This window comes from Deltaproteobacteria bacterium, assembly GCA_016874755.1.
In the GTDB taxonomy this organism is placed as follows: domain Bacteria; phylum Desulfobacterota; class Binatia; order UBA9968; family UBA9968; genus DP-20.
The window spans coordinates 1-23573 of sequence record VGTH01000064.1; the positions used below are offsets into that span (position 1 = coordinate 1).

Sequence of the window (23573 nt, forward strand, 5' to 3'; positions counted from 1 at the left end):
GAGGGCGGCATTTCAGGCTATGTGAGCCTGAATACACAGGCCACTGACCCTAAGAGCCACACCCTCGTCGAATCTCTTCTACTTGATTCCCAGCGCTACCGCTACCTGCTAAATTCCGATGGTAGACCCTAAGGGAGACTCTAAGGGAGACTCTAAGGGAGAATATTCGCCGCTTATTTCGGCAAGAAATCGGCCAGGCGGATTTTGGTCATGATCTCCTGCGGCACGCGCAGCTCGGGCGCAAAGCCGTCCAACGGTTTGGTTGCATCTAAACCCATCTTCGCATTGACGCCGCCGGGGCCGGCTGAGGGGTCGAGCTCGCTGCCTTGGGCGCCGGCGATCACGACTAAATCCTTGTCGGCTTGAAAGCGATTCGACACTGCCCAGAGCACCTGCTCTTCATCAAACACATCGATGTCGTCGTCGACGACGACGACATGCTTTAGCAGCATGTCGGAGGCGATGGCGGCGCAGATGGCGTTCTTCGCTTGGCCGGGGGTGCGTTTCGCAATCGAAATATAGGCGTGAAAGCGGCAGTTGCCGGACACCGGCATGCAGACACTTTTTACCGTCGGCACGGTCTGGCGCAGGGCACGGATCAGTGCGGCTTCGCGCGGCACTGCGCCCATCAGTTTGTGCTCGGTGTAGCCGGCATGAACGTCTTGGAAAATATAGTTTTTGCGATGGGTGACGGCGGTGACTTCGATGACTTGGCGCTCGTCTTTGGACACCGCGTGGCCGGTGAATTCACCGAAGGGGCCCTCTTCGCGGCGCAGGTTCGGCAGAATTTTTCCCTCGATGATGAGCTCAGCATCCGCCGGCACTAGCACTGGAACCGTCTTGGCCTTTACCACGCGCAGCGGCTCCTGCATCATGCCGCCGATGACGGCATATTCGTCATCGGTGGCCGGTGTGAACGCCTGGGCGCCGAGGGAAAACAACGGATGCACGCCGACGACGATGGCGATCGGCAGCGCCGCGCCGCGCCGCTCGACTTTGTTTTGTAGCGTCCAGAGGTGGCGGCCGATGGCCATGAAAATTCTTAGCTCGCGCTTGCCCGCCATCATCAGTCGATTGTAGCTGGTGTTGCGTACACCCGAGTCAGGATCGGGTGCAACGACGATGCCTGCGGTGACGTAGGGGGCCGCGTTGACGTCGTAATGGGTGAGCAGTGGAATTTTTGCCAGATCGACTTCATCGCCGAGCTTAAAGACCTCCTGCACTGGCGCGTCGGTGACTTCCACCGGCGCGATGGGTTTGCCTTGACGCTCGGTGAACTTTGCCGCGAGGTCTTCCGGTTTGCATTCCATCGCGAGAGCCATGAGTTTGCGGCTTGCTTGCGCGTTGATCACCACTGGGGCGTCGCTCCCCTCGACCTTTTCACAGTAAAGCAGAGGGAATCGCTTGGCTTTTTCCAATTGCGTCAACAGCGCGGTGATCTCGTAGCGCGGCGAGATCGCTTTTGTCACATGTGCAACTTCCTCGGGATACTTCGCTTCCAGTCGTGCGATGAAATTGCGCAGGTCTTTGGGCATGTGCGTCAACTCCCCAAATTTGGTTGGCTGAATATCAAATGGCCGAACGAGCATGTTAATAACAAGAGCGCATGAGATTGAGCGGGCCTATAAAAAAACAAAAGCCAAGGACATCGTGGTTAGATGCCCTTGGCTCTATTACTGAGCAAATTCGAAACTTACTACTTTACGTGTTTGCTCACCAACTTGGTCATCTCGAACATGGTGACCGTTTTCTTGCCGCCGAACACAGCTTTCAGATTGTCGTCGGCGTTGATGTTGGTTTTTTTCTTCTTGTCCTGCAGGCCATTCTTTTTGATGTAGACCCACAGTTTCTTGGTGAGTTCGGTGCGCGGTAGGGGCTTGCTGCCGACTACAGCAGCAAGCACACCGTCCGGTTGCACCGGTTTCATGAATGCCGCATTGGGCTTTCTCTTCGCCGCCTTCTTTTTTACAGCCATCAAAATTCCTCCTTCAGGAATGAAATAGTTTCGTCGGTTATAGCAAACGATGGAGGTATTTGCCACAATTTAGAGTGATTTTTCTCGAAGAATTTGAGTTTTTTTGACGTCCAGCCGGGGCTCGTCCGAGCTGAGGTCGACGGCGACGCCGTAGTCGGCCGCCGCCTTTTCGAGGGAAACATAGCCTTGACGGACGTCTTCTAGCACCTGTTCGATGGAGCGGCGCTTGGGGTCACCGAGGCCACCGCCGCCGGGACGCTCGACCCTGACGATGTCGTCGCGACCCAAGGGTTGGTCGCCGAAACGCGACGGCAGCCGCTTTTCCTTGTTGATGCCTGGGTTGACGACACAGGCGCCGATGGCGCCGGGTAGGCCGCTACCGCTGCCGAAGGGCGCGATTTTGTGCTTGTCGGTGCGCATGGAGAAACGCACCTCCTCGGTGAGGATGCGGTAGTCGCGGACGAAGCCCAAGCCACCGCGCCATTCCCCGGCGCCGCCCGAGTCGGTGAGCATTTCGAAGCGCTCAACGCGGGTGGGAAACTCCGATTCGATGATTTCGATGGGCGCGGTTTTGCAGTTGCTTAGGTGAAAGGCGGTGGCCGAGACACCGTCTTTGCCTGAGCGCGCGCCGGTGCCGCCGCTGAAGATCTCGTAGTGCACGTAGGCACGGTTGGTCGTCGCATCGCGGCCGCCAAGCACGAGCGCGGCGCTGCCGGAGCCGCCGGAGATGCGCTTGTCGGGGACGAAGCCAGCCAGGGCGCGCAGGACGGCTTCCGCGACAGTGAGAGCCGTGGGCATGTACGTGTTCACCGCCGCGGGAAATCGCGGATCGACGACGCTGCCTGCGCGAAAGGTCGCTTCGACGCAGCGGGCGAGCCCCGCGTTGATGGGCAGAAAACGGTCGACCAGGGCAACCAGGCAATAGGCGCAGGCGGCGCGCACCAGCGGCGGCCGGATGTTGGCCGGCCCCTGGGTCTGATCGCTGCTGCCGCTGAAGTCGAAGTGAAGCCGATCGCCGCGCTTGGTCACTTTGACGTGAATACGAATCGGCTTGGTGAGATCGATGCCGTCGTGGTCGACGAAGCTTTCGCCCTCGGACTCGCCGTCGGGCCAGGAGGCGATGGTCCGGCGCAGGCGGTTTTCCGTGTGCTCGGAGAGGATCTCGTTGGATTCGAGAATCGTCTGCTTGCCATAGCGCTCCATCAGCTCGGCGATTCTGCGTTCGCCCAACCGGGCCGCGCCCACCTGGCCGCGCAGGTCGCCGATCACCAGTGCCGGCGTGCGGCTGTTTGCGGCGATCATCGCCTCGATCTCTTTGACCGGTTGGAGCCGCGCCATGAACTTCACCGGCGGCAGATGCAGCCCTTCATGGAAAATTTCCCGCGCGTTGCCCGAGCCGCTCCCCGGCACGGTGCCGCCGATGTCGCTCTTGTGCGCCATGTTGGCGGCAAAGCCGACCCATTCGCCATGGTAAAAAATCGGCGTGAACACCCCCATGTCCGGGGCATGGGGGCTGCCGCCGAGATAGGGATGGTTGGTAATGAAGGCGTCGCCTTGGTTGATCTCGTCAGTGCCGAAATTCTTCAAGATCGCCGCGGCGCAGGCCGGAAACGCGCCCATGTGCAGCGGCAAGACGACGTGCTGAGCGACGACTTCGCCTTTGGTGTTTAAAATCGCACAGCTCGCGTCTTGGGATTCACGGATGATCGTCGAGTAGCCGGTGCGAAACAGCGAGTTCTGCATCTCCTGGACGATGCCGGCCAGGCGGGCTTGGATGACCTGCAATGTGATCGCGTCTACCTTCATACGAGAAAGGCAATAGGCATTAGGCACGAGGCAATAGTCGGACGGGAGAGGCAACAGGCAACAGTGAGACTCGGAGAACGGTTTGAACGCATCTTTCTATTGCCTATTGCCTATTGCCTATTGCCTATTGCCTGCGCGCGCAGTTGCGCAGTCTCTTTCTCGTTAACTCGAAAGTCAGCGTCCACTGGGTCGATGGTCACGCAATAAACTTCCCTAGCGCGCGCGACAGTGACATAACCGTTGCGCACGTCATTCAAGACGCGCTGCGCGTCGCGTTTGAGCGGGTCGCCGAGGCCGCCGCCGCCCGGGGTTTCCAAGCGGAAGGCTTCTCCCGGATGCAGCACATGGTCGGAAAAGCGCGACGGTATGACGCGTTCGCCCTGGGCGCCCGGGTTCAAGACGCAGTGGCCGGTTTTGCCTTCGCCGCCGCCGTCGATGCCTTTGGGCGCGACGCTATGTTTGGTCGAACGCAGCGAGAAGCGCGCGTCGTTGTCCAATACTTCGTATTCACGTACAAAGCCCAAGCCGCCGCGGAAGGTGCCCGGGCCGCCGGAGTCGGGGATCAATTCAAAACGCCGCACCCGGGTGGCGAACTCCGATTCGATGATTTCAATCGGCGCGATCTTGGCGTTCGATTGATTGACGTTGGTGCCCGACACGCCGTCTTTGCCGCTGCGGCCGCCGGAGCCGCCGCCAAAGATTTCATATTGCACATAGCCTTTGCCGGTCTTGTTGCTGCGGCCGCCGATGATGATCGAACGGCTGCTGCAGCCGTCGCCGACCTTTTTGTGCGGTGTGATCTGGCTCGAGGCTTCGAGCAGCGATTCCACCAGCGCATGGACAGTGGGATTGTAGGTGTTCACGGGGGCGGGAAATCTCGGATTGACCACGCTGCCGTCGCGCACTTTGATGTCGATACACTTCGCCAGGCCATAGTTGATGGCCAATGCCGGGTCGACCAGGCAGGTCATCAGATAACAACAAGCGGCGCGCACAATAGTCGGCCGGATATTCGCCGGCCCCTTGGTTTGATCGGCGCTGCCGGTGAAATCGAACAACAACTTATCGCCCTTTTTCTCGATGCGCACGTGCAAGCGCACCGGTTTGTCGAGCTCGACGCCGTCGCTGTCGACGAAGCGCTCGCCTTCGCCGACGGCGTCGGGCCATGAGGCGATCTCGGCGCGCACTTTGGCTTCGGTCAGGGCAAACAGTTGTTCGAAAGAATCGAGGATGGTCTGCTTGCCATAGCGGTCCATCATTTCCTGAAAGCGGCGCTCGCCCAGACGCGCCGCGCCGACTTGGCCGCGCAGGTCGCCGACGACGAGTTCCGGTGTCCGGCTGTTGGCGCTCAGCACGGCTTCCAAATCTTTGCTGGTTTGGCCTTTGTGGACATATTTCACTGGCGGCACGTGCAGGCCCTCCTGGTAAATCTCCCGGGCCTGGCTCCAGCAGCTCCCCGGCACCGGCCCGCCGATGTCGCTCTTGTGCGCCAAGTTGGCCGCGAAGCCGACCCATTCGCCCATATAAAAAATCGGCGAGAGCACCGCCATGTCGGGCGCGTGCGGGCTGCCGCCGTGGTACGGGTGATTGGTGATAAAGGCGTCGCCTTCATGAATTTCGTCAGCAGAATAATTCTTGATAATGCCCGCGGCGCAGGCCGGGAACGCGCCCATGTGCAGCGGCAAGACCACGTGCTGCGCCACCACTTCGCCGGCGCGATTCAAAATTGCGCAGCTGGCGTCCTGCGATTCGCGGATAATCGTCGAGTAGCCGGTCCGAAAGAGCGAGTTTTGCATCTCCTGGACGATGCCGGCCAGGCGCGCTTGGATGACTTGCAAAGTGACGGGATCGACTTGCATAAGAATGCTAGGCAAGAGGCAAGAGGCAGGAGGCAAGAGTAAGAGACTTTCGAATCCGACTATTGCCTACTGCCTTTGCTTCATGCCTTCTCCCTAATGATAATATTCCGATAGCTATCCACCGATGCTTCCTGTTCTGGGTGAATGACGGTCGTCGTGTCTAGCTGCTCGACGATCGCCGGGCCGCTAAGTTTATGGCCCGGCTCGAGCAGATCGCGGTTGTAGATTTGCGTGTTGACCACGCCGTGCTCTTTGCCGAAGAAGACTTTGCGCTCGCCGATTTTTGCCTGCTCGACTTTGCGGCCGGTGATCAGGCCGCGCGACAGCTTGGCTTGCGGTACCAGACCGAGGGAGATCAGTCGTAAACTTACCAGCTCCACCGGCTCCGTCTCCGCTTTGTGCCCGGAGTTTTGCTCGTGCATGGTGTCGAAGCGGCTGCGCATCACGCTCAAATCGTGCTTGGTGAGCGGCGGCATCGAGCAGGGCACGGTCAACTCGTAGCCTTGGCCGGCGTAGCGCAGGTCGAGATAGGGTTCGAGCTTGATCTCTGCGTCGTTGAAGCCTTCGCTGTGCAAGTCGGCTTTGGCGCGCTCGATCAATTGGTGAAACAAATGATTGATGTCGTCGAGGTCAAGCTCGTCCAAACCAACCAATTTGGAACGTACGTAGTCGTGTTTTACGTCGGACATCAGTAGTCCGAGCGCCGAGTGGACGCCGGGCGTGAGCGGCACGAGCACTTGCGGAATGCCTAAATCCAACGCCATTCTGCCGGCGTGCATCGGCCCGCCGCCGCCGAAAGCGACCAACGTGAAATCGCGAATGTCGTAGCCGCGCGCCGACGAGACGGCTTTGATCGCCTCTTCCATTTTGACGTTGATGATTTTCAAGACGCCGTCGGCGGCTTCGAGCAAATCGAGTTTCAGCGGCTTGGCGATTTTTTCTTCGAGGGTCTTTTCCGCCTTGGGCTTGTTGAGCTTCATGCGCCCGCCCAAAAAATGATCCGGGTCGAGCACGCCGGCGACCATGTTGGCATCGGTCACCGTGATCATGTCGCCGCCACGGTCGTAGCACACCGGGCCCGGGTCGGCACCGGCGCTATCGGGGCCCACTTGCAGGCCGCCCACCGCGTCGATGCGTGCGATGGTGCCGCCACCGGCGCTGACGGTGTGAATGTCGAGCATCGGCAGGGCGATGGGGCGCAGGTTAATCTTGCCCTGCGTAGTGATCACCGGATTGCCTTCGTGGATTAGCGCCACGTCGCAGCTGGTGCCGCCCATGTCGAAGGTGATGATGTTGTTGATGCCGACGCGCTCGCAGGTGCCCATCGACGCAATGACGCCACCCGCCGGACCGGAGAGCACCGTGGCCACCGGTTTTTCCGCCGAGCCTTTAAATGTGGAAACGCCGCCGTTGGATTGCATGATGTAAAGCTTGGGCGTGGTCACGCCCATTTCGCGCATGTGGCTTTCCAAGCGGCCGAGATAATTCGCCATGACTGGCTGGATGTAGGCGTTGATCACCGTGGTGCTGAGCCGGTAGAACTCGCGGATCTGCGGCAATACTTCATAGGAAAGCGATAGGCGCGCCTCGGGATATTCCTGAGCGAACAGCTCTTTGATTTTCAATTCGTGATCGGGATTCAAAAACGAAAAAAGAAAACAGACGGCGATCGATTGCACGCCCTTTTTCTTCAAACGCCGGATCGCTTCACGCGACGCCTCGGCGTCGATCGATTTCAGCGCATTGCCTTTGAAGTCGACGCGCTCGGGAATTTCTTCGGTAAAGTAGGGCGGCGCCAGCAATCGGGGCTTTTCGAAAAACAGATCGTAGGTCGCCGGGCCGTAGCCGCGGGTTTGCTCCATGACTTCGTAGATGCCGCGAAAACCTTGGGTGACGAGTAGGCCGGTTTGGGCGCCTTTTTCTTCGAGCAGCGCGTTGGTGCCGACCGTGGTGCCGTGGCAGAAAAAAGAGATGTCCGCGGCGCAGACGCCTTGGTCGACCAATTCTTGCACACCGTTTAAAACCGCTTGAAAAGGCTCCTTCGGCGTCGATGGGACCTTGGTGATGGTGATCTCGCCCGTGTCTTCGTTGAAAAAAACAAAATCGGAAAATGTTCCGCCGGTGTCGACTGTTACTCGGTACTTGGACATAGTTTGAATCGTCTACCATTAATAATTTTTTGCTTCAATCTCGTGGACTTTCGCGGTGCTGCACGGTAAAAAAATGATTGACCATGGGATACATCACCGACCAAATCGCTGATGAGGCTGCGTCCACGGTGCAGCGCAACGGCCGTGCCTATTTCGCATCCGGCGCCGTGCGTAGAATCGACGGCGATAACCAGGCGGTGAGCGCAACCGTTCAAGGCTCGATGCGCTACGAGGTCGAGATTTCCTTCTACGATGACTTCCTGGAGTACTCGTGCAGCTGCCCGTTTTTCGAGCGAGACAGCGAGCCTTGCAAGCACATCTGGGCCACCGCTCTCGCCGCGGAAAAGCGCGGTTATTTGCAAGACGCGCTGCGCAGCGGTGAAGACGATTGGGTTGAGGACGATGACGAAGACGAGAATGACTTTGTCATCGGCGGCCCGCGCGCTAGAGGGGCGATTCCGGCTTTGCCGAAAAAGCCGCCGGAACCCCTCTGGAAGCAGTCGCTGTTGACCGTAAGAAATGCCATGGAGGCGGCGCAAGCTGGCGCGCCAAGCGACACCAGGCCTGCCGTTGAACGAGAAATTCTTTACATCATCGATGCCGAGCGGGCGCTGGAAGGACGCGGCCTGACCATCGAGATTGCCTGCAAAGAGCGCAGGCAGAACGGTGAGTGGGGCAAAGTAAAAAGCCATCGGCTATACGCCCGTGAAACAGCCGGCTTGCGGGATGCCAATGATCAACGAGCCCTGGCGATGCTTTTCGGCGCGCGCCAGGAGACCAATTATGGCTACACGCCCTATCGCTACGAGTCGCCGATCTCGCAGTTCGCCGTGCCTCGGCCGTTATGGTCTGTTGTGTTGCCGCTTTTGTGCAGCACGGGGCGTTGTTGTTTGCGTGGTCCTAGGTCGCAGGGGGCACTGACTACGCTGCAATGGGACGACGGTCCGGCTTGGGAGCTGTGCATTCAGATTGCGTTTGACCCAACGACGGAACGCTACGTTCTAAGCGGTGTCTTGCGGCGTGAAGGTGCCGAGATGGAGCTTTCGCAGCCGGCGTTGCTGCTCGCCGGCGGTCTGGTGTTTTACAACGAGGTGGTCGCGCGGTTCGACGATCACGATGCTTTCAGTTGGGTGTCGCTGCTGCGTCAACGGCAGGCGCTCGAATTTACCAGAGAGGAAAGTGAGCCGTTCATCGATGAGCTGTTGCGGCTGCCGCGCCAGCCGCGCCTCGATCTGCCTGAAGAATTCAAATATGAGGTCGTGTCGCAATCGATGCAGCCCCATCTGGTCGTCAAGCGGGGCGAGCGCCGGCCCTGGGGTGAGACCCGGTTGATTGGCGAACTGTCGTTCAACTACGGCGGTGAATTGGTTGCTGCCGAACGCCCCGGCATTAGCGTGTACAAAAAAAATGAGCGGCAACTGCTGACGCGCGATCTCTTAGCCGAAACCGCGGCCAAACAGAAACTTTTTCAAATCGGTTTCCGTAACAGTTATTGGTCCAAAGAGCAGAGCGACATTGCCCCGGCGCAGCTGCCCCGCGTAGTGCGGCTGTTGACTGCCGAGGGCTGGCATGTCGAAGCCGAAGGCAATCTGTATCGCACCGCCGAGGCGATTAGCATCGAGGTCAACTCCGGCGTCGATTGGTTCGATCTCGACGGCGCGGCGAAATTTGGCGAGTCTCAAGTCAAGCTGCCGGCGTTGCTGAAGGCGATCAAGCAGGGTGAGCAGACGATTCGCTTGGACGACGGCACGTTCGGCGTCGTCCCTGAAGAGTGGATGAGGAAATACGGCCTGCTGGCCGGCATGGCTGGCGCCGACGGTGAGAAGCTGCGCTTCACGCGGACTCAAGCGGGGCTGCTCGATGCGCTGCTCGCCTCCGAGCCGGAGGTTCGGGTCGACGAAGTTTTTGCCAGAGTGCGCCAGGAGATGCGCAACTTTGACGGCGTGCGCGCGGCGGCGCCGAGCGGCGATTTTCTCGGCCACCTGCGCGGTTACCAGAGCGAAGGGTTGGGCTGGCTGCAGTTTCTCCAACGCTTTGGTTTTGGCGGGTGTCTCGCCGACGACATGGGCTTGGGCAAGACGATTCAAGTTCTCGCCATGCTCGAAGGGCGCCGCCAGTTGCGCCGCGGCGAGAATGATAATCCGCCGCCGCCATCGTTGGTCGTTGTCCCGCGCTCCCTAGTCTTTCACTGGGAAAGCGAGTCGGCTCAGTTTACCCCCAAGTTGAATCTGCTCGATCACACCGGCATCAGCCGCTTGAAACCCGGCGAGCATTTTGAGAACTACGACGTGATCCTGACGACCTACGGCACGCTGCGGCGCGACGCGCTGCAGTTCAAAGATCAGCAGTTCGACTACTGTATTCTCGACGAAGCCCAGGCGATCAAAAATCCCGGCACGCTGTCGGCCAAGGCGGCGCGCTTGATCAATGCGGATCATCGTTTGGCGATGAGCGGCACGCCGGTGGAAAATCATCTGGGTGAGCTGTGGAGCCTGTTTGAGTTTTTGAATCCCGGCATGCTCGGCGCCGCTTCTGTGCTCGGCAACGCCGGCAAAAATCCCGACGTTAGCACGCGCAATATTCTCGCAAAGGCGCTGCGGCCGTTTATTTTGCGCCGCACAAAAAAGCAGGTCGCCACCGAGCTGCCAGACAAAACCGAGCAGACGATCTACTGCGACCTCGAAGGCAAGGAGCGCAAGTATTATGACGAGCTGCGCGATTTTTACCGCGCCCGCTTGCTCAAAGAGGGCGCCGACGACGGTTCCGGACAATTCAAGATCCAAGTGCTCGAAGCGTTGCTGCGTTTGCGCCAGGCTGCCTGCCATCCAGGCTTGATCGACAAGAAACGAGTCGCGGAGGGCAGCAGCAAGGTCGATACCTTGATCGCGCAGCTCGACCAGGTGCTCGAAGAGGATCACAAGGTGCTGGTGTTCTCGCAGTTCGTGAGCCTACTGACCATCCTGCGTAGCCGGCTCGACGCGGCGAAAATCTCTTATACTTATCTTGACGGCAAAACCCGCGACCGCGAAGCACGCGTCGCCGAGTTTCAGAACGATCCCAAGATCAAGTTGTTTTTAATCAGCTTGAAAGCCGGCGGCTTGGGGTTGAACCTGCAAGCGGCAGAATATGTTTATTTGCTCGATCCATGGTGGAACCCCGCCGTCGAAGCCCAAGCCATCGATCGTGCCCATCGCATCGGCCAGACGCGGCAAGTGTTTGCCTATCGCTTGATCGCGCGCGACACCGTGGAAGAAAAAGTATTGGAACTGCAAAAGAGCAAACGCGACTTGGCCGACGCGATCATCACCGCGGACAACAGTGTGATGCGCAATCTATCGCGCGACGATCTGGAATTGCTGCTGTCGTAGAAAAAAGAGACTCGCCACGAAGGCACGAAGGTAAAGAGAAAAATTTCTTCTTCCGAACTTCGTGTCCTTCGTGTCTTCGTGGTGAACCGATCCTGCAGGCTCCTTTGCGCGTGATGTCCTTTGCGTCTTCCGGAAACGCCGCGAGATAGGGGGACGTGTACGGCAGCAGCAATTGTGCTTCACGAAACGTCATCATGCCGCCGGGAGTCGTCTCAATGGCGTCGGCGGTATGGCGCGCGCCTTGGCTTCGGTGCGCAGACGCTGCGCTAGGGCGCTGGACCCAGTGCGATAGGTGTCGACGGCGACACCGGGATGTTTTTTCTCAAAGATGCTCGAGATAGTTTTATTCTGGTCGGTGGCGAGGGTGGTGTACCAGACCAGCTTCCCTTCTTTCTTGGCGCCCTCGTAGAGGACCTTTTCGCGGTCGGCAGCTACGTAGGTGGCCAACTCGGCGGCGCTGCTCGGTTTGCCGGCTTGGCTCCAAGCGGAAGCGCCGCTTGACGCTACTATCAGCAATGCGGCGATAAACTGTTTCATCATCGGTCTCCCGGCTAGGTTCTCACGCTTGCGCCAAAACCCTCGCGGTAATCGGCAAATTCTTGCCCTTTAAACCTAATTCACGGGCCGGTGCGTTCGGGAAATCGCTGGCTACGTGAGCGTAGGTATCTTCGCTCACCAAGAGCTCGCCCGGGCCGGCGATGGCCTGCAATCGCGCGGCGACATTCACCGTGTCGCCGATCACCGTGTAGTCCGTGACTCCCGCGTTGCCGACGTTGCCGACGAAAGCTTCGCCGCTGGCGACACCGGCGCCTATTTGCAATTGATGTCTCGGGTCGAGCCCGTGCATGGCGCTCAATATTTTCAATGCGGTTTCCACCGCCCGTCGAGGATGATCTTTACCATGAAGCGGCGCCCCGAAAAATCCCATAGCCTGGTCGCCGACTAGCTTGTCGAGGGTGCCGTCGCGCTCGAAGATTGCGTGCGACGCGATCGCGTAAAAACGATTGAGCCGGGCGACGACTTGGTCCGGCGGCAGCTGCTCCGCCAGTGACGTGAAGCCGCGCACGTCGACAAACAGCACCGAGATGTTGCAGATCTCCCCGCCCGGAGGAGCGAGCTCGTATCAAAGGGTGCAAAGATGTGGATTCTTGCGCGACGGCCGGATCTGCAGCAGACGAAACGGCACCGAGAACAGCCCTAGAAACGGCACCAGGCACTCTTTGCAACGCTGCGGCGACGGCATGTAGCGGTAAACCGAGCGCGCCATCTGCGTTGTGCCGAGAAATTTTCTGAGCCAAATAAGAAACTTTCTCATCGGGGACCCCACGGGATCTTTTTAACTTTCGCAGCTCTCTTATACCCTACGAACGGCGCTGCTACCAAGGCGAGCTTCATTTGACATTCACGTGGCGCTGTCGCTAAGCTCGCTCCAATACATGACCGGCCAAGGAGGATTCCCATGGCTTATGACGTTTTGATCAAAGGTGGAAGATTATATGACGGCAGCGGCCTGCCGTCCTATCTCGGCGATGTGGCGGTGCAGGATGGCAAGATTGTCGAGACCGGGCGCATCAACGGCAGCGCCAAGCGGACGATCAACGCCGACGGCTTGGCGGTATCGCCGGGCTTTATCGACTTTCACACCCATTTGGATGCCCAGCTTTTGTGGGACCCGCTGGCAACTTCGTCCTGCTATCACGGTGTGACCACGGTGATTCCCGGCAACTGCGGGCTCTCCTTGGCGCCGGTTAAAGAAGCCGATCACGATATGATCCTGCGCAGCTTCGAGCGCGTCGAGGCGATCACCATTCCCGCTCTAGAGGCCGGCGTCAAATGGGGCTTCAATACCTTTGGCCAATATCTTGACGCCATGCGTGGCAACCTCGGCGTCAACGTCGCATCGCTGGTCGGCCACTGCGCGCTGCGCCAATACGTCATGGGGCAGGCGTCCATCGAGCGCGCCGCTACACCGGCGGAAATCCAGCAGATGAAAGATGTTCTGAAGGCCAGCGTGCGCGCCGGCGCCGCGGGCTTTTCCACCAACCAGAATCCTGTCCACATGTATGCCGACGGCACGCCGATTCAGAGCCGCTTTTCGACCGATGAAGAAATCGTCGAGCTAGCCGGCGCCCTGGGCGAGATCAATCAAGGCACGGTGCAGATTTCGCGTGGCTCGCTCGGCGTGTCGGTGCCGATCGATCCAAGCTTGAAGTTGTTTGAAGAGATTTCTTCGCGCTCGGGCCGGCCAGTCGTTTGGCAGAGCATCGCGCACCGTTGGGATAAGCCCAATGAATGGCGCGCGCTGTTGGACAAAGCCAAAGAAACCATCGATCGCGGCGTGCAGTCGTATCCGTTGTGCAATGCGCGTCTGTTCAACAACCGCCTGACGATGAAAAACGCCCAGGTGTTCGACGATTTGCCAACCTGGAAGGCGATATTGTTCTTGCCGCTGGAAGCGCGCATCGCGGCGATCAAAGATCCGGAGACGCGCAAGAAGATGCGCTATGAAGCGGTGGAAGAAAAGAAGTCGTCGCGCTTCTCGCGCCGTTGGGATTTGGTTTATCTAATCAATGCGGTGAAGCCTGAGAACAAGTGGCTGGAAAAGAAGAGCGTCGCCGAAATCGCCAAGATTCGTAACCAAGACATTATCGATGCGTTCTTGGATCTGTCGCTCGAAGAGGGCTTGGAGACTGAGTTCCAAACCTCGAGCACCAATGGCGACGAAAAGGCGGTGGCAGAAATAATCCGCAGCCCCTACGTGCTGGTCGGCCAATCCGATGCCGGAGCGCACTTGATCTACGACGCGGGCTTCGGCTACGCGACGCGTCTGTTGGGCTACTGGGTGCGCGAGAAGCAGATCATGACTACGGAGGAGGCGATTCGGAAATTGACCTTCATGGTCGCGTCGATCTTCGGCATTCGCGACCGCGGCCTGCTGCGTCCAGGTATGGCTGCGGACGTGTGCGTTTTCGACCCCGCGACGGTCCGCGAATGCGACGCCCACATGGTCCAAGACCTGCCGGGCAACGAGAAGCGCTATGTGCAAAAAGCGGTGGGCATCGAGATGACGCTCGTTAATGGCCAGGTGTTGGTGGAAAAAGAATACCACACGGGCGCATTGCCGGGTACGGTGCTAGGCGGTGGCAACGGCGCGGCGCTGCAGGCGGCGGCGTAAGAATCGGAGGCTAACCACAAAGTAGTACAAGGGGCACAAAACAAAAAATTCGGATTCGGCCTGCGGACTGTCGGCGAACCAGGGCAGCATGGCCGGCGCGATGGCCGCCGGCAACGCTTGCCGCAACGGTGTCAACGCCGCGCCGATGGCGCAGGCGGGCATCACCGCCAACGGCGATATCATCGAAGGCAAAAACGGGTTTTACGACACGCTGGTCGGTCCCGGCCATTACGACGCCGAGCGCATGGGCTGATATGTTGATAGACTGGCATTCGCGTGTCGCGTTGATTTGTTCCTGACTCTTCAGCTGCCGAAGTTTATCGGCGCGTTCTGCAAAAGCGATGCAGCCTCCATTGCTGCTGAACTGTTTTAGTGCCTGTTCGATTGCGGCTTCGACACAGCCCTCTGCAATCATTTCGGCGAATCGCATGACTACGTATTCGTCGGCCACTGATTGATGGAGCGCAACGCCGGATGGCTTCGTTGTCGTTGTTTTTGGTTCGTTCCACACCGCTCCATCCTAATGGTCATAGCCATCGCGCGCCCAAAAATGGACGTGAGTCCCGTCGGACCAAATGTAGACATCGCCGCGCATATAAGACATGGCTTCACTCCTTGCAGAATGATTAACGAAAAGATTTTCGACCCCTTTTCGGCGTTCCGGCAGGCGCGGCGGATGCCAGTTAGACCGATAGCGACAAAGAATTTTTAGCAAAGCTAGGCAAAAGTTCAGCGCATATACGCGCCGCCGTCGACGTTGATGGCCTGGCCGGTCATGAAATCGCTGTCGTCGGAGGCAAGGAAGATCACGGTGCCAACGAGATCGGCGGGATACTGTTCGCGTTGAAAAGCGCGGCGTTTGCGCCGGTCGGCGAGTCGCTCGGCGGTCATAGGGCCCTGAGTGGACATCGTCAAACCTGGCATGATCGTATTGACGCAAATATTATCGCCACCCACCTCGCGCGCCAGGGCGCGCGTGAAGCCGATCACCGCGCTTTTTGACGACACATAATGGAGAAAATTTGCCGAGCTGCCAAACACCGTGCCCGATGAAACGTTGATGATCTTGCCCTTGCCTTGCTGCTTCATCGCCGGGTAAACCGCTTTGACGCAGTGCCACAGTCCTTTTACGTTGACGGCCATGACCCGGTCCCATTCGTCGCTGTCGATCTCCATAAAACTCTTCTTTTTGATCGCCGAGTAAAGCCCGGCGTTGTTCACCAGGATATCGCTGCGGCCGTAGGTTTTCATCGCTTCCTGAGCCATCGCCTGGGTCTTTTCCGCCGACGTAACATCGACGTAGACAGCTTTCGCTTCGCCACCGTCGGCCGTGATCGCGGCGGCGACTTTTTTAGCTTCGTCGTCCTGGATATCAGCGACGATGACTTTAGCGCCTTCCCGGGCAAGCCCGTGGGCGTAGGCTTTGCCAATGCCCACACCGCCCCCGGTAACGATCGCGACTCTGTCTTTTAAGCGCATGGCCGTCCTCCGTTATTGAGTTCGGTTCTTCTACTTTGCTTCAAGTATCTGCTTCACTCGACTGACCACGGCGGGTTCGAGTTCGTACAGCCCTTGAACCATTTTCCCGATGCCGGGGCCGTCAATCGGGGCGATATCTAGATTGGCTTTTTGTGCCTCGGCAATTAGCTGCGGATCTTTCAGCGCGCTGATGAAGGCGCTTTGCAGCGCGCGCACGCGCTGCTCGGGGACTTGCGGCGGGATGGAGTAGAGCCGCTGTTTGCCATAAACTTCGCCGGCGATGCGCAGGAGCTTTTTCCCTTCGTCGGTCTTGGCGAAATCCACGGCGAGCGGGATGCCTTTCAAGTCGGGATGCGACTCTTGCGACATCTGCAGCACGATATGAACCTGTTTGGCCTTGAGCGCGTTGGCCCAAGTTACCTTGGCCGATTGCCAGCTCAGCGTGCAGCTGCCGTCGAGCTCGCCGGTTTCCGCGGCAATTCTAACGTCGGCGGTGCCTTTGTAGCCCTCGATCACTTGGACGGGAAAGTCCGTGGCGGCGGCGAGGATCTTGGTGTCGTCGGTGCCGCTGGTGCCCGGGCCGTTGCCGCCGAATTTGAGACGAGTTTTCGACTTGCGCCAATCCTCAGCGCTGCGGATGCCGCTTTTTCCGGTGGTGATACACAGCAGCGCATCCGCGGTGGGCATGCCAAGCCAGCCGAACTTGCGGCCGTCGAATTTTACGGCCGGATTGCCCAACAATTGCTGGAGAACCAGGGGCCCCGACCAATTGCCGATCGCCGTGCCGTCACGCGGCGCACTGTTATAGGTGTGATTGGCGGCGATCAACATGCCGGCACCGGGCATGTTGTGGACGACCACTGGAGGGTTGCCGGGAATGTATCGAGCGATATGGCGGCCGATCAGCCGGGTGTAGGTGTCATAGCCACCACCGGCGGAGGCGCCGACGATGAATTGGATGGTTTTGCCGTTGTAGAAATCTTCGATCGAAGCGGCGCGCGTTGAGTCCGCCAGGATTCCTAGAGCGATCGCAATCAGCAATGGCACCGATCTTGTCATCTTCCACCTCGGCAAATTTGTGCTATCTACGCGGTCTTCAATCCGAATTCATCCCTCACGGCTTGCTCCACAACGGTGCCCTTGAAGAAATCCGGATTGTTGCGCGTGTGCAGCCGGGCGGCGTTAGTGAAGGTGAACTCGCGGAAGTCTTGTTCGCTGACGAAGCGCTTCTCGATCATCTCGAACGCTTCGGGGATGACCTCGGCGAAGTCGGGGACATCGAAATGGGTGAAGTCGGAGCTGAACACCGGTCGTAGGCGAAAGCCCATGCGCGGATCGAAGGCCCACATGGTGGTTCGATCGTCGGCTTCGCAGCCGAAGTAGAAGTTACTGGAGAAGGCAGTGCGGATATCGTCTTTTGACGCGATCCCCGCGGCGGCGAAATTGTCTGTGACAAACTCGGGGCGGGCGAGCTCTTCGACGCTGCATTCCGGCCGCAAGAAATCCAGGTTGTTCATGAGCGCATCGGCATTGGCTTGCAACCGCGCGTCGCCGTACTTGCTGATCAATTGATTGAGCTCAGCCAGGTTGGTGTTCTTCGGATTCTCTAGGCCGGCGGGGCGGCGCTTTTCCCAGTGTTCGAGCAAGTCGGCGCACAACTGACAGGCCCAGCTCACACCGCCCTCCATGAAACCAAAATTGAGAGTCGGGTAGCGCCGCACCAGGCCGCCGAGAAAAACGCCGCGTGCAAACGCATGGTTCGATGCCGCGAAGTGGCCGATGTGGTTGTAGGTGAAGTTGCTGATGGAACAGCGGTCCGGCCAACTGCCGCTGCCCGAGTGTTGGGTGACGGCGACGCCGAGATCGACGCAGCGCTGCCAGAACCGATCGTAATTGAGCGGGCTGTCGAGGGCGATGGTGTCCAAGTACCACGCGGCTTTCTTGGCGTCGCCGCCTTCCGCTGCACTTGGGATCGGCCGGTCCTGATTGCCTTTGAGCATGATCGCTCGGTAGCCCAGCTTGCCGACGGCGTTTTCGAGTTCATCGATCCCTTCTTCCGGTGTGCGTGCAGGAATGATCGCAACGGGAGCGAACCTTGCGGCATAGGGCCCGAACATGTCGGCTGTCATCTGGTTGTAAGCACGCGCCGTGGCGCGGCGCAGATCGTCTTCGGCAATCCCGTTGAGCGCAAGCCCAAGGCTCGGATAGATCAGCGCAAAGTCGACGCCCAACTCCGGCAGCCGTTCGTTCAATAAGGCCGGCAGCAGCGCGGTTGCCTTGTCGAGTGTGTTGCTGGTGCTGCCCCACCAGTTGCTGCGCCGCGTGCGGTTGTGCTGGCGCTGCGCCCATGTGGAGCGGTACCACGTGTGGCTACGCTGCCAGAGCGCGCGCATGCGGTCGACTGATGCTGCGGTGCCGACTTCGCGCAAGTACTCAAGAAAAATCGGCACTGGCTCCAACCAGTGACCGTCGCCGTCGATCACAGGGTGTTTGAGACTGGCCCGTATCGCTGCGGCGCGACTCGTCATGGTTACGGCTCCTCTCGCACGTCATAGGTTCTATAGTCACTTCGCCGCCAGAGCGTCAAACGGCGCGCTCCAGCGCATGAACCCGGCCCTTCTCGATGGGGCGTAGGGCCCTTGACTAAATGGCTTCGAAGCATAGACAAAGCTGAGTTTGTTGAGTATAGGGTTAAGTCGCTCTGGCACACCGGGTCGAGCGGTCCTGGCGGCGTGGACAGATGGGTTTTCTTGGTTGCCGGAGAGTGGTTAGTGTCCGAGAGCGAAATAGCAGCATCAGAGTAGCAGCGTTGACAGTTCAAACATGGGCTTGCCTCTTTTGTATTACCGATGACCCTCTTCGCGCCACGCAAAATAGCATATCGATGTCGGTGCAGGCACAGCCCGGGTATTGAAATATGAGTTTGGTACGTGCGGCAATTCTCAGTTTGCCTGCAGCAATTTTCAAATTGCTCCCCGGCGACCAGCAAGCTTCCGTTCTTGCATCCGGCGAGGGCATGCGCGCCCTTGCTCGGAGGGGGCAAGCTGGCCGGACCGTTGCGCTGATCGGGCGGCTCGATCCATCGCAGCAGGTCGCGATCTTGTCTGTGGCTGGCTTCATTGCGCAGCTGGCGCGCAGGGGCCAGGCCGGCAAAACTCTAGAAGTCATTCAGAAACTTACTTCTACTCAACAGACCTCGGTGCTGTCGGCGCGTGATGCAGTGGCCGCGCTGGCTTCCCATGGGCATGTGGCGCGGACGCTGGCGCTTATTCAAAAGGTAAATCCCGCCCAGCAGACCACCATTTTGTCGGCGCATGACGCGATCTCGGGGCTGGTTAATAACGGCCAGGCCGCGCGAACCCTTTTGTTAATACAAAAACTCGATGCTGCTCAGCAGGGGAAGATTTTGTCGGGGCCCAATGCCGTCCTGCACCTGGCGCGCAATGGACAAGCCGCGGAGACGATTGCAATCATTGCGAACCTCGATGCCGATCAGCAGGCGCAAGTTTTGGTTGGCGCCGATGCTTTATCGGCGCTGGCGCACAATGGCCAAGCGGCACAGGCGATCGGAATAATGGAAAAACTCAATATCAGCCAGCAGGCGCAGATCTTGTCCATGGGGCGGTCAGTTGCGGAGCTGGCACGGACCACCGCCGCACGAACCCTAGCGTTGATCCGAACGCTCGACCCCGCCCAACAGACACAGGTTTTGGCAGCGCCCGGTGCTGTCTTGGGGTTGAGCAATAATGGTCAGGCAGCGGAGGTACTCGGGCTGATTGAGAAGCTCAGCACGGAGCAGCAGGCTACGGCCATGATGGCAGAGGGTGCTGTGCATGGCCTCGGTGCCCATGGCCAAGCGGCGCGGACTTTTGCCCTGTTCGAAAATCTCGATATCGAGCTGCAAACAAGAATTTTGACTACGGATGGTGCCGTCTCGGGGCTGGCCCATGAGGCGCAGGCGGCGCGCACGCTGGAGTTGATCGATTCCTTCGACCCAGAACAACAAGCGAAGATTTTTGCCACCAATGGCTCGGTTGCAGGGCTGGCGCGCGACGGCGAATCGGGGCGGGCTTTGGCACTTATCGAGACACTCGATCCGGATCAACAAACCCGAATATTGATGGCAGAGGGTGCCGTGTCGGCATTGGCTCGCGATGGCCAGGCGGCGCGGACCCTGACGTTGATCAAAGCGCTTGCCCCCACCCGGCAGACCAGAATCCTTTCCACCGTTGGGGTTGTACATGACCTGATCGACTGGGGGCAGCGTGAGCCAGTACTGGCACTGATTCAAAACCTTCATCCTGATTTGCGGACGAGGGTGCTCGCCGCCGCTTCCGATAGCCTGAAAAACAACGGCACTCAGTAACTGTTTATCTGTGCGTTGCCGCCGGGCGCCGGAGCAACGCGTAAAGCAGCGCGGTCAGCCAGCACAAAGCGAACATCACCCAATACAAGCCGGCGTAACTCTGGCTGCGATCGTAGATTGCGCCGGCCAAGACCGGGCCGAGCACGCTACCCCAAGTATAGAGAAAGCTCATGCTGCCGCGAATTTTGCCGAAGTTTTTTCGCCCGAAGAAATCGCCCACCGTGGCCCAGGTCACTGGGAACAGTCCTTCGAAGAGACTGAAAAGTGCCACCGCTACCCAGAGCTGCCACTCGTGGGTGCCTTGAAATAGGCAGTAGATCGCCACGCTGCCGAGCGCCATGGAGAAAGCCATCAGGCGTTGCTTGTCGATGCGATCGCCGAGCCAGCCCATGAGCAAATGGGTTGGCATGCCGAAGAAGGCGATGACGCCGAGATAAAACGCCGCCTGAGTTTGGCTGTAACCCTTCCAAACCAAGATCGGCACGAAATGCACGAGCACGCCGGCCGAACACACGGTGCGAAACGTGGTGGCGAAAGTCAGTAGCCAAAACTGGTGGGTGCGCAGTGTCTGAGCGAGCGACAACTCTTGCTCTGCAAATCTCGGTGCCTTGCTTCCAGTTGCATGTGCTTGATTCGGCGATGCTGCCGGTAAATCTCCGTCGGGCCGCAAGCCGATGCTTTCGGGGGAACGCCGAATCGTCAGCGCCAGCGGCAAGCCGCTGATCAGAAACACGATGCCGGCACCGATGGCGGCGGCGCGCCAGCCCCAGGTGTGGACGGCGTAGGCGAGAAACGGCGTGACCAGCGTGCCGCCCAAAGCGATGGAGCCACTGGTGAGCGACATGGCCAACGCGCGCTTGCGAATAAACCAAGTGTTGGCGATCGCCATGGTCGCGTCCATAAATCCCGCCTGGTACGACAGCGATATCACGCCCATGTAGACGATCATCAGAGCCGCAAAACTGTTGACGCCCGAGAGCATGACATAGCCGATGCCGGCGAGCACGACGGCGAATAGGATCACCGGACGCGGGCCGTAGCGATCGATGCAGTAGCCCGCCACCGGACCTTCCAGCGCGCCTTGGGCGCGTCCCAGGGAAAAAACCAGCGACGCCGCGGCGCGGCTGAGGTTGAGCTCTTGCGTCACCGGCAAGAAGAAAACGCTGAGCCCATAGGCGTGCAGTCCGCCGCCCAGCACGCGAATGATGCAGCTGGCGGCGATCATGCGCCAGCCGAAGTAGAGGTTGGCAAGTTTGGAGCGGATCAGATCAAGCATGTTCGGCTTGATATAGCATGCGCCAAGGTTGTCGTTGAAGGTGTCCTTGCGAAAAGAAAGTTAAGGCGATATTTCAGCGCTTGGGCGACCTAGCGAACGGAGGATCGAAGCTTATGTACTACGGAGCGCGCGGCGTCGTTGGTTTGGTAAAGCCAACCTATCGACCTGGTTCAATGGAGAGTTTCATCAAGCTGATGCCGGAGGGCGTCGGCTTTATTCCGGCCCATGCCGGCATTCGCGCCGGCAATGAGAAAGAGCTGCAAGAGGCGCTCACAGTGGCCGAAAAAAAAGTCGCGCGTTTGGCCGAGTTGGGCGCCGATGTGGTCATGATCATGGGCGCGCCGCCGACCATGGTGCGCGGCCATGGCGCCGACCGGGCGATCGCCGATTCGCTGACGAAGAAATACAAAATTCCTGTGACGGTCGCGACCATCGCCCAAGTCGACGCGTTTCGCGCCTTGGGAATGAAATCGCTGGTCGGCATCACCTATTTTCAAGGTGACATGAACGATCGTTTTGCCAAGTTTCTGCGCGACGACGGCTTTAACGTGAAGTCGATGACCGGCATCGAAGTGCCGTTCAAAGACGCCGGCAAGTTGTCGCCCGAAGCGATCTACGATTTTGCCAAGAAAAACTTCCTCGCCGCCGGGAAAGCTGACGGCATCTACATGCTCGGTGCCGGTTGGCATAATTTGCCGGTCATCGAGACACTGGAGAAAGACTTGAAGACCACTGTGTTGTCAAGCATTCCGGCGCAGGTGTGGGCGACGAAAAAAATTCTTCATTTGAATGAGCCGGTGCAGGGTTATGGGCGGTTGTTGGCGGAGATGCCATGAGGAAACGTTTCGGGTTTTGGGTTTCCGGTTTCGCGTTTTTCGGAATCGGTGTGCTGCTTGGTGTCTGTGCGACAGGTTATGCGCAGGATGTTAAAAAAGTTGCCGAAGCCGAAGGCAAGCTGGTATTTTACGCAGCGTTCAATGCCACCGATTCAAAGATTTTGATCGATGGCTTTCGCCAACTTTATCCTAAGATCGAAGGCTCGTTTTACCGCGCCACCGACGCGCAGTTGATGGAGCGCATTCTCACCGAAAACCGTGCCGGGCAGCCGCTCTGGGACGTGGTCATGAGCACGAGCTACTACGGCTACAATCTGAAGAAGCGCGGCTTGTTGGCGGTTTACGATTCGCCGGAGCGGAAATTCTATCGCGACGGCTACAAAGATCCGCAGGCGACCTGGACGTCGATCTACACTAACTACGGGGCGTTTGGCTACAACACGCGCAACGTGCCGCGGGCCAGTATTCCAAAGACGCACCAGGATTTGTTGAGGCCCGAATGGAAGGGCAACATCGGCCTGGACAGCCGCGCCTATGAATGGTTCGGCACTATGGTCAAAGCGATGGGCGACGAAAAGGGCATAGCCTATATGCGCGAGCTCTCCAAGCAAGTCGGTCTGCGCAATGGCCGGACGATTCTCGCGCAGCTAGTCGCTGCCGGTGAATACAAAGGCTCGCTCAGTACCTACTCGGCGCAATACGAGCAGTTGAAACCGCAGGGCGCGCCGGTGGATTGGATCTATCTCAATCCGGTCTTTGCCAATATCCATCCCGTCGGCATCGCCGCTAAGGCACCGCATCCCAATGCGGCACGGCTGTTTGTCGACTTCGTGCTGTCGAAGCGTGGCCAAGAGCTGGTCCGCGGCATGAACCGCATCCCCGATCGCATCGACGTGCCGCCGGAACAGCCGCGCTATATTGAAGGCATCAAACCGGCATTTGCGCCGGTGGAAGTGTTGGAGAATTTCGAAGGCTACGCCAAACAGTTTCACGAAATCTTTGGTGGACGGTAGCGTGCCAAGCGTGCTGGTTGTTAAGGGTTTCGAGTTCCGGGTTTCGGGTTGCTCCGGGTTTCATGGGTTGACGTCTGCCTGCTGATCTCTGGTTGCCAAGTTGCATCGCGCTCGGTGATCTCATAAAAATTGAAAAAACCATTCGGAGGAACCGCATGCCCCAGGACTTGCGCAGCTATATCGATCTGATTCGCGAGAAAAAATTGCTGCTCGACATCAAGAAAGAAGTCGATCCGCTGACGAATCTCGCCGGCCTCGCTTATCGCGGCG

18 protein-coding genes are annotated in these 23573 nt (G+C 58.8%); 6 read left to right on the plus strand and 12 right to left on the minus strand.

Going from position 1 to position 23573, the window contains the following annotated elements; all coding sequences use genetic code 11:
• Nucleotides 1-173 precede the first annotated feature (173 nt).
• From FJ145_24690 to FJ145_24710, 5 genes are all read right to left on the minus strand, one after another.
• A complete protein-coding gene (locus tag FJ145_24690; GenBank protein MBM4264610.1) occupies nucleotides 174-1589 on the minus strand; it encodes a UbiD family decarboxylase in 1416 nt (471 codons plus the stop codon).
• 107 nt (nucleotides 1590-1696) lie between these two features.
• A complete protein-coding gene (locus tag FJ145_24695) occupies nucleotides 1697-1975 on the minus strand; it encodes a hypothetical protein (protein ID MBM4264611.1) in 279 nt (92 codons plus the stop codon).
• Nucleotides 1976-2044: 69 nt separating this feature from the next.
• Nucleotides 2045-3781, minus strand: coding sequence for a hydantoinase B/oxoprolinase family protein (locus FJ145_24700; protein ID MBM4264612.1), 1737 nt, complete (start codon nucleotides 3779-3781; stop codon nucleotides 2045-2047).
• A 110-nt stretch (nucleotides 3782-3891) separates the two neighbouring features.
• A complete protein-coding gene (locus FJ145_24705) occupies nucleotides 3892-5640 on the minus strand; it encodes a hydantoinase B/oxoprolinase family protein (GenBank protein MBM4264613.1) in 1749 nt (582 codons plus the stop codon).
• Nucleotides 5641-5720: 80 nt separating this feature from the next.
• Nucleotides 5721-7790, minus strand: coding sequence for a hydantoinase/oxoprolinase family protein (locus FJ145_24710; GenBank protein ID MBM4264614.1), 2070 nt, complete (start codon nucleotides 7788-7790; stop codon nucleotides 5721-5723).
• A gap of 83 nt (nucleotides 7791-7873) precedes the next feature.
• On the opposite strand from FJ145_24710, the gene FJ145_24715 reads away from it, so the two are divergent.
• Complete coding sequence (locus FJ145_24715; GenBank protein MBM4264615.1) at nucleotides 7874-11158, plus strand: helicase SNF2; 3285 nt, start codon at nucleotides 7874-7876, stop codon at nucleotides 11156-11158.
• A gap of 192 nt (nucleotides 11159-11350) precedes the next feature.
• Here FJ145_24715 and FJ145_24720 read toward each other — a convergent pair whose 3' ends face one another.
• From FJ145_24720 to FJ145_24730, 3 genes are read right to left on the minus strand one after another with little or no spacing between them, the layout of a single operon-like run.
• Nucleotides 11351-11698, minus strand: a complete 348-nt coding sequence (locus tag FJ145_24720; protein MBM4264616.1) for a hypothetical protein — start codon at nucleotides 11696-11698, stop codon at nucleotides 11351-11353.
• Nucleotides 11699-11717: 19 nt separating this feature from the next.
• Complete coding sequence (locus tag FJ145_24725) at nucleotides 11718-12254, minus strand: adenylate/guanylate cyclase domain-containing protein (GenBank protein MBM4264617.1); 537 nt, start codon at nucleotides 12252-12254, stop codon at nucleotides 11718-11720.
• 27 nt (nucleotides 12255-12281) lie between these two features.
• On the minus strand, nucleotides 12282-12473 hold the full coding sequence (locus FJ145_24730) for a hypothetical protein (protein MBM4264618.1): 192 nt from the start codon (nucleotides 12471-12473) through the stop codon (nucleotides 12282-12284).
• Between the two features lie 144 nt (nucleotides 12474-12617).
• Between FJ145_24730 and FJ145_24735 the strand changes: the two genes are divergently transcribed.
• Entirely contained in the window at nucleotides 12618-14333 is a 1716-nt protein-coding gene (locus tag FJ145_24735; GenBank protein ID MBM4264619.1) for an amidohydrolase family protein, read from the plus strand.
• An 88-nt stretch (nucleotides 14334-14421) separates the two neighbouring features.
• Nucleotides 14422-14586, plus strand: coding sequence for an MmgE/PrpD family protein (locus FJ145_24740; protein ID MBM4264620.1), 165 nt, complete (start codon nucleotides 14422-14424; stop codon nucleotides 14584-14586).
• A gap of 476 nt (nucleotides 14587-15062) precedes the next feature.
• Here FJ145_24740 and FJ145_24745 read toward each other — a convergent pair whose 3' ends face one another.
• The 3 genes from FJ145_24745 to FJ145_24755 are packed head-to-tail and all read right to left on the minus strand — an operon-like array spanning nucleotide 15063 to nucleotide 18340.
• The gene (locus FJ145_24745; protein MBM4264621.1) at nucleotides 15063-15812 is read right to left on the minus strand and encodes a glucose 1-dehydrogenase; all 750 of its coding nucleotides are present in this window, start codon (nucleotides 15810-15812) and stop codon (nucleotides 15063-15065) included.
• Between the two features lie 30 nt (nucleotides 15813-15842).
• Nucleotides 15843-16871, minus strand: coding sequence for a hypothetical protein (locus FJ145_24750; protein MBM4264622.1), 1029 nt, complete (start codon nucleotides 16869-16871; stop codon nucleotides 15843-15845).
• A gap of 26 nt (nucleotides 16872-16897) precedes the next feature.
• Nucleotides 16898-18340 (minus strand): amidohydrolase, encoded by a 1443-nt coding sequence (locus FJ145_24755; protein ID MBM4264623.1) that lies wholly within the window; start codon nucleotides 18338-18340, stop codon nucleotides 16898-16900.
• A 389-nt stretch (nucleotides 18341-18729) separates the two neighbouring features.
• Here FJ145_24755 and FJ145_24760 point away from each other — a divergent pair, with 389 nt between their 5' ends.
• Entirely contained in the window at nucleotides 18730-20178 is a 1449-nt protein-coding gene (locus FJ145_24760; protein MBM4264624.1) for a hypothetical protein, read from the plus strand.
• A 4-nt stretch (nucleotides 20179-20182) separates the two neighbouring features.
• Here FJ145_24760 and FJ145_24765 read toward each other — a convergent pair whose 3' ends face one another.
• On the minus strand, nucleotides 20183-21454 hold the full coding sequence (locus tag FJ145_24765; protein ID MBM4264625.1) for an MFS transporter: 1272 nt from the start codon (nucleotides 21452-21454) through the stop codon (nucleotides 20183-20185).
• 113 nt (nucleotides 21455-21567) lie between these two features.
• On the opposite strand from FJ145_24765, the gene FJ145_24770 reads away from it, so the two are divergent.
• Both FJ145_24770 and FJ145_24775 read left to right on the plus strand, forming a co-directional pair.
• Nucleotides 21568-22290 carry a hypothetical protein gene (locus tag FJ145_24770; protein ID MBM4264626.1) on the plus strand — a complete coding sequence of 241 codons (723 nt, stop codon included), beginning with the start codon at nucleotides 21568-21570 and terminating at the stop codon, nucleotides 22288-22290.
• Entirely contained in the window at nucleotides 22287-23303 is a 1017-nt protein-coding gene (locus FJ145_24775) for an extracellular solute-binding protein (protein ID MBM4264627.1), read from the plus strand. The genes FJ145_24770 and FJ145_24775 overlap by 4 nt, the downstream gene beginning before the upstream one ends.
• Nucleotides 23304-23573: the final 270 nt, after the last annotated feature.

Excerpts from the sequence above, each read along its gene's own strand:
- FJ145_24755 (MBM4264623.1), bottom strand. The coding sequence starts at position 18,340 with ATGACGAGTCGCGCCGCAGCGATACGGGCCAGTCTCAAACACCCTGTG.
- FJ145_24730 (MBM4264618.1), bottom strand. The coding sequence starts at position 12,473 with ATGAGAAAGTTTCTTATTTGGCTCAGAAAATTTCTCGGCACAACGCAG.
- FJ145_24740 (MBM4264620.1), top strand. The coding sequence starts at position 14,422 with ATGGCCGGCGCGATGGCCGCCGGCAACGCTTGCCGCAACGGTGTCAAC.
- FJ145_24775 (MBM4264627.1), top strand. The coding sequence starts at position 22,287 with ATGAGGAAACGTTTCGGGTTTTGGGTTTCCGGTTTCGCGTTTTTCGGA.
- FJ145_24715 (MBM4264615.1), top strand. The coding sequence starts at position 7,874 with ATGGGATACATCACCGACCAAATCGCTGATGAGGCTGCGTCCACGGTG.
- FJ145_24750 (MBM4264622.1), bottom strand. The coding sequence starts at position 16,871 with ATGACAAGATCGGTGCCATTGCTGATTGCGATCGCTCTAGGAATCCTG.
- FJ145_24705 (MBM4264613.1), bottom strand. The coding sequence starts at position 5,640 with ATGCAAGTCGATCCCGTCACTTTGCAAGTCATCCAAGCGCGCCTGGCC.
- FJ145_24765 (MBM4264625.1), bottom strand. The coding sequence starts at position 21,454 with ATGCTTGATCTGATCCGCTCCAAACTTGCCAACCTCTACTTCGGCTGG.
- FJ145_24745 (MBM4264621.1), bottom strand. The coding sequence starts at position 15,812 with ATGCGCTTAAAAGACAGAGTCGCGATCGTTACCGGGGGCGGTGTGGGC.
- FJ145_24770 (MBM4264626.1), top strand. The coding sequence starts at position 21,568 with ATGTACTACGGAGCGCGCGGCGTCGTTGGTTTGGTAAAGCCAACCTAT.
- FJ145_24720 (MBM4264616.1), bottom strand. The coding sequence starts at position 11,698 with ATGATGAAACAGTTTATCGCCGCATTGCTGATAGTAGCGTCAAGCGGC.
- FJ145_24760 (MBM4264624.1), top strand. The coding sequence starts at position 18,730 with ATGAGTTTGGTACGTGCGGCAATTCTCAGTTTGCCTGCAGCAATTTTC.
- FJ145_24690 (MBM4264610.1), bottom strand. The coding sequence starts at position 1,589 with ATGCTCGTTCGGCCATTTGATATTCAGCCAACCAAATTTGGGGAGTTG.
- FJ145_24710 (MBM4264614.1), bottom strand. The coding sequence starts at position 7,790 with ATGTCCAAGTACCGAGTAACAGTCGACACCGGCGGAACATTTTCCGAT.
- FJ145_24695 (MBM4264611.1), bottom strand. The coding sequence starts at position 1,975 with ATGGCTGTAAAAAAGAAGGCGGCGAAGAGAAAGCCCAATGCGGCATTC.
- FJ145_24700 (MBM4264612.1), bottom strand. The coding sequence starts at position 3,781 with ATGAAGGTAGACGCGATCACATTGCAGGTCATCCAAGCCCGCCTGGCC.
- FJ145_24735 (MBM4264619.1), top strand. The coding sequence starts at position 12,618 with ATGGCTTATGACGTTTTGATCAAAGGTGGAAGATTATATGACGGCAGC.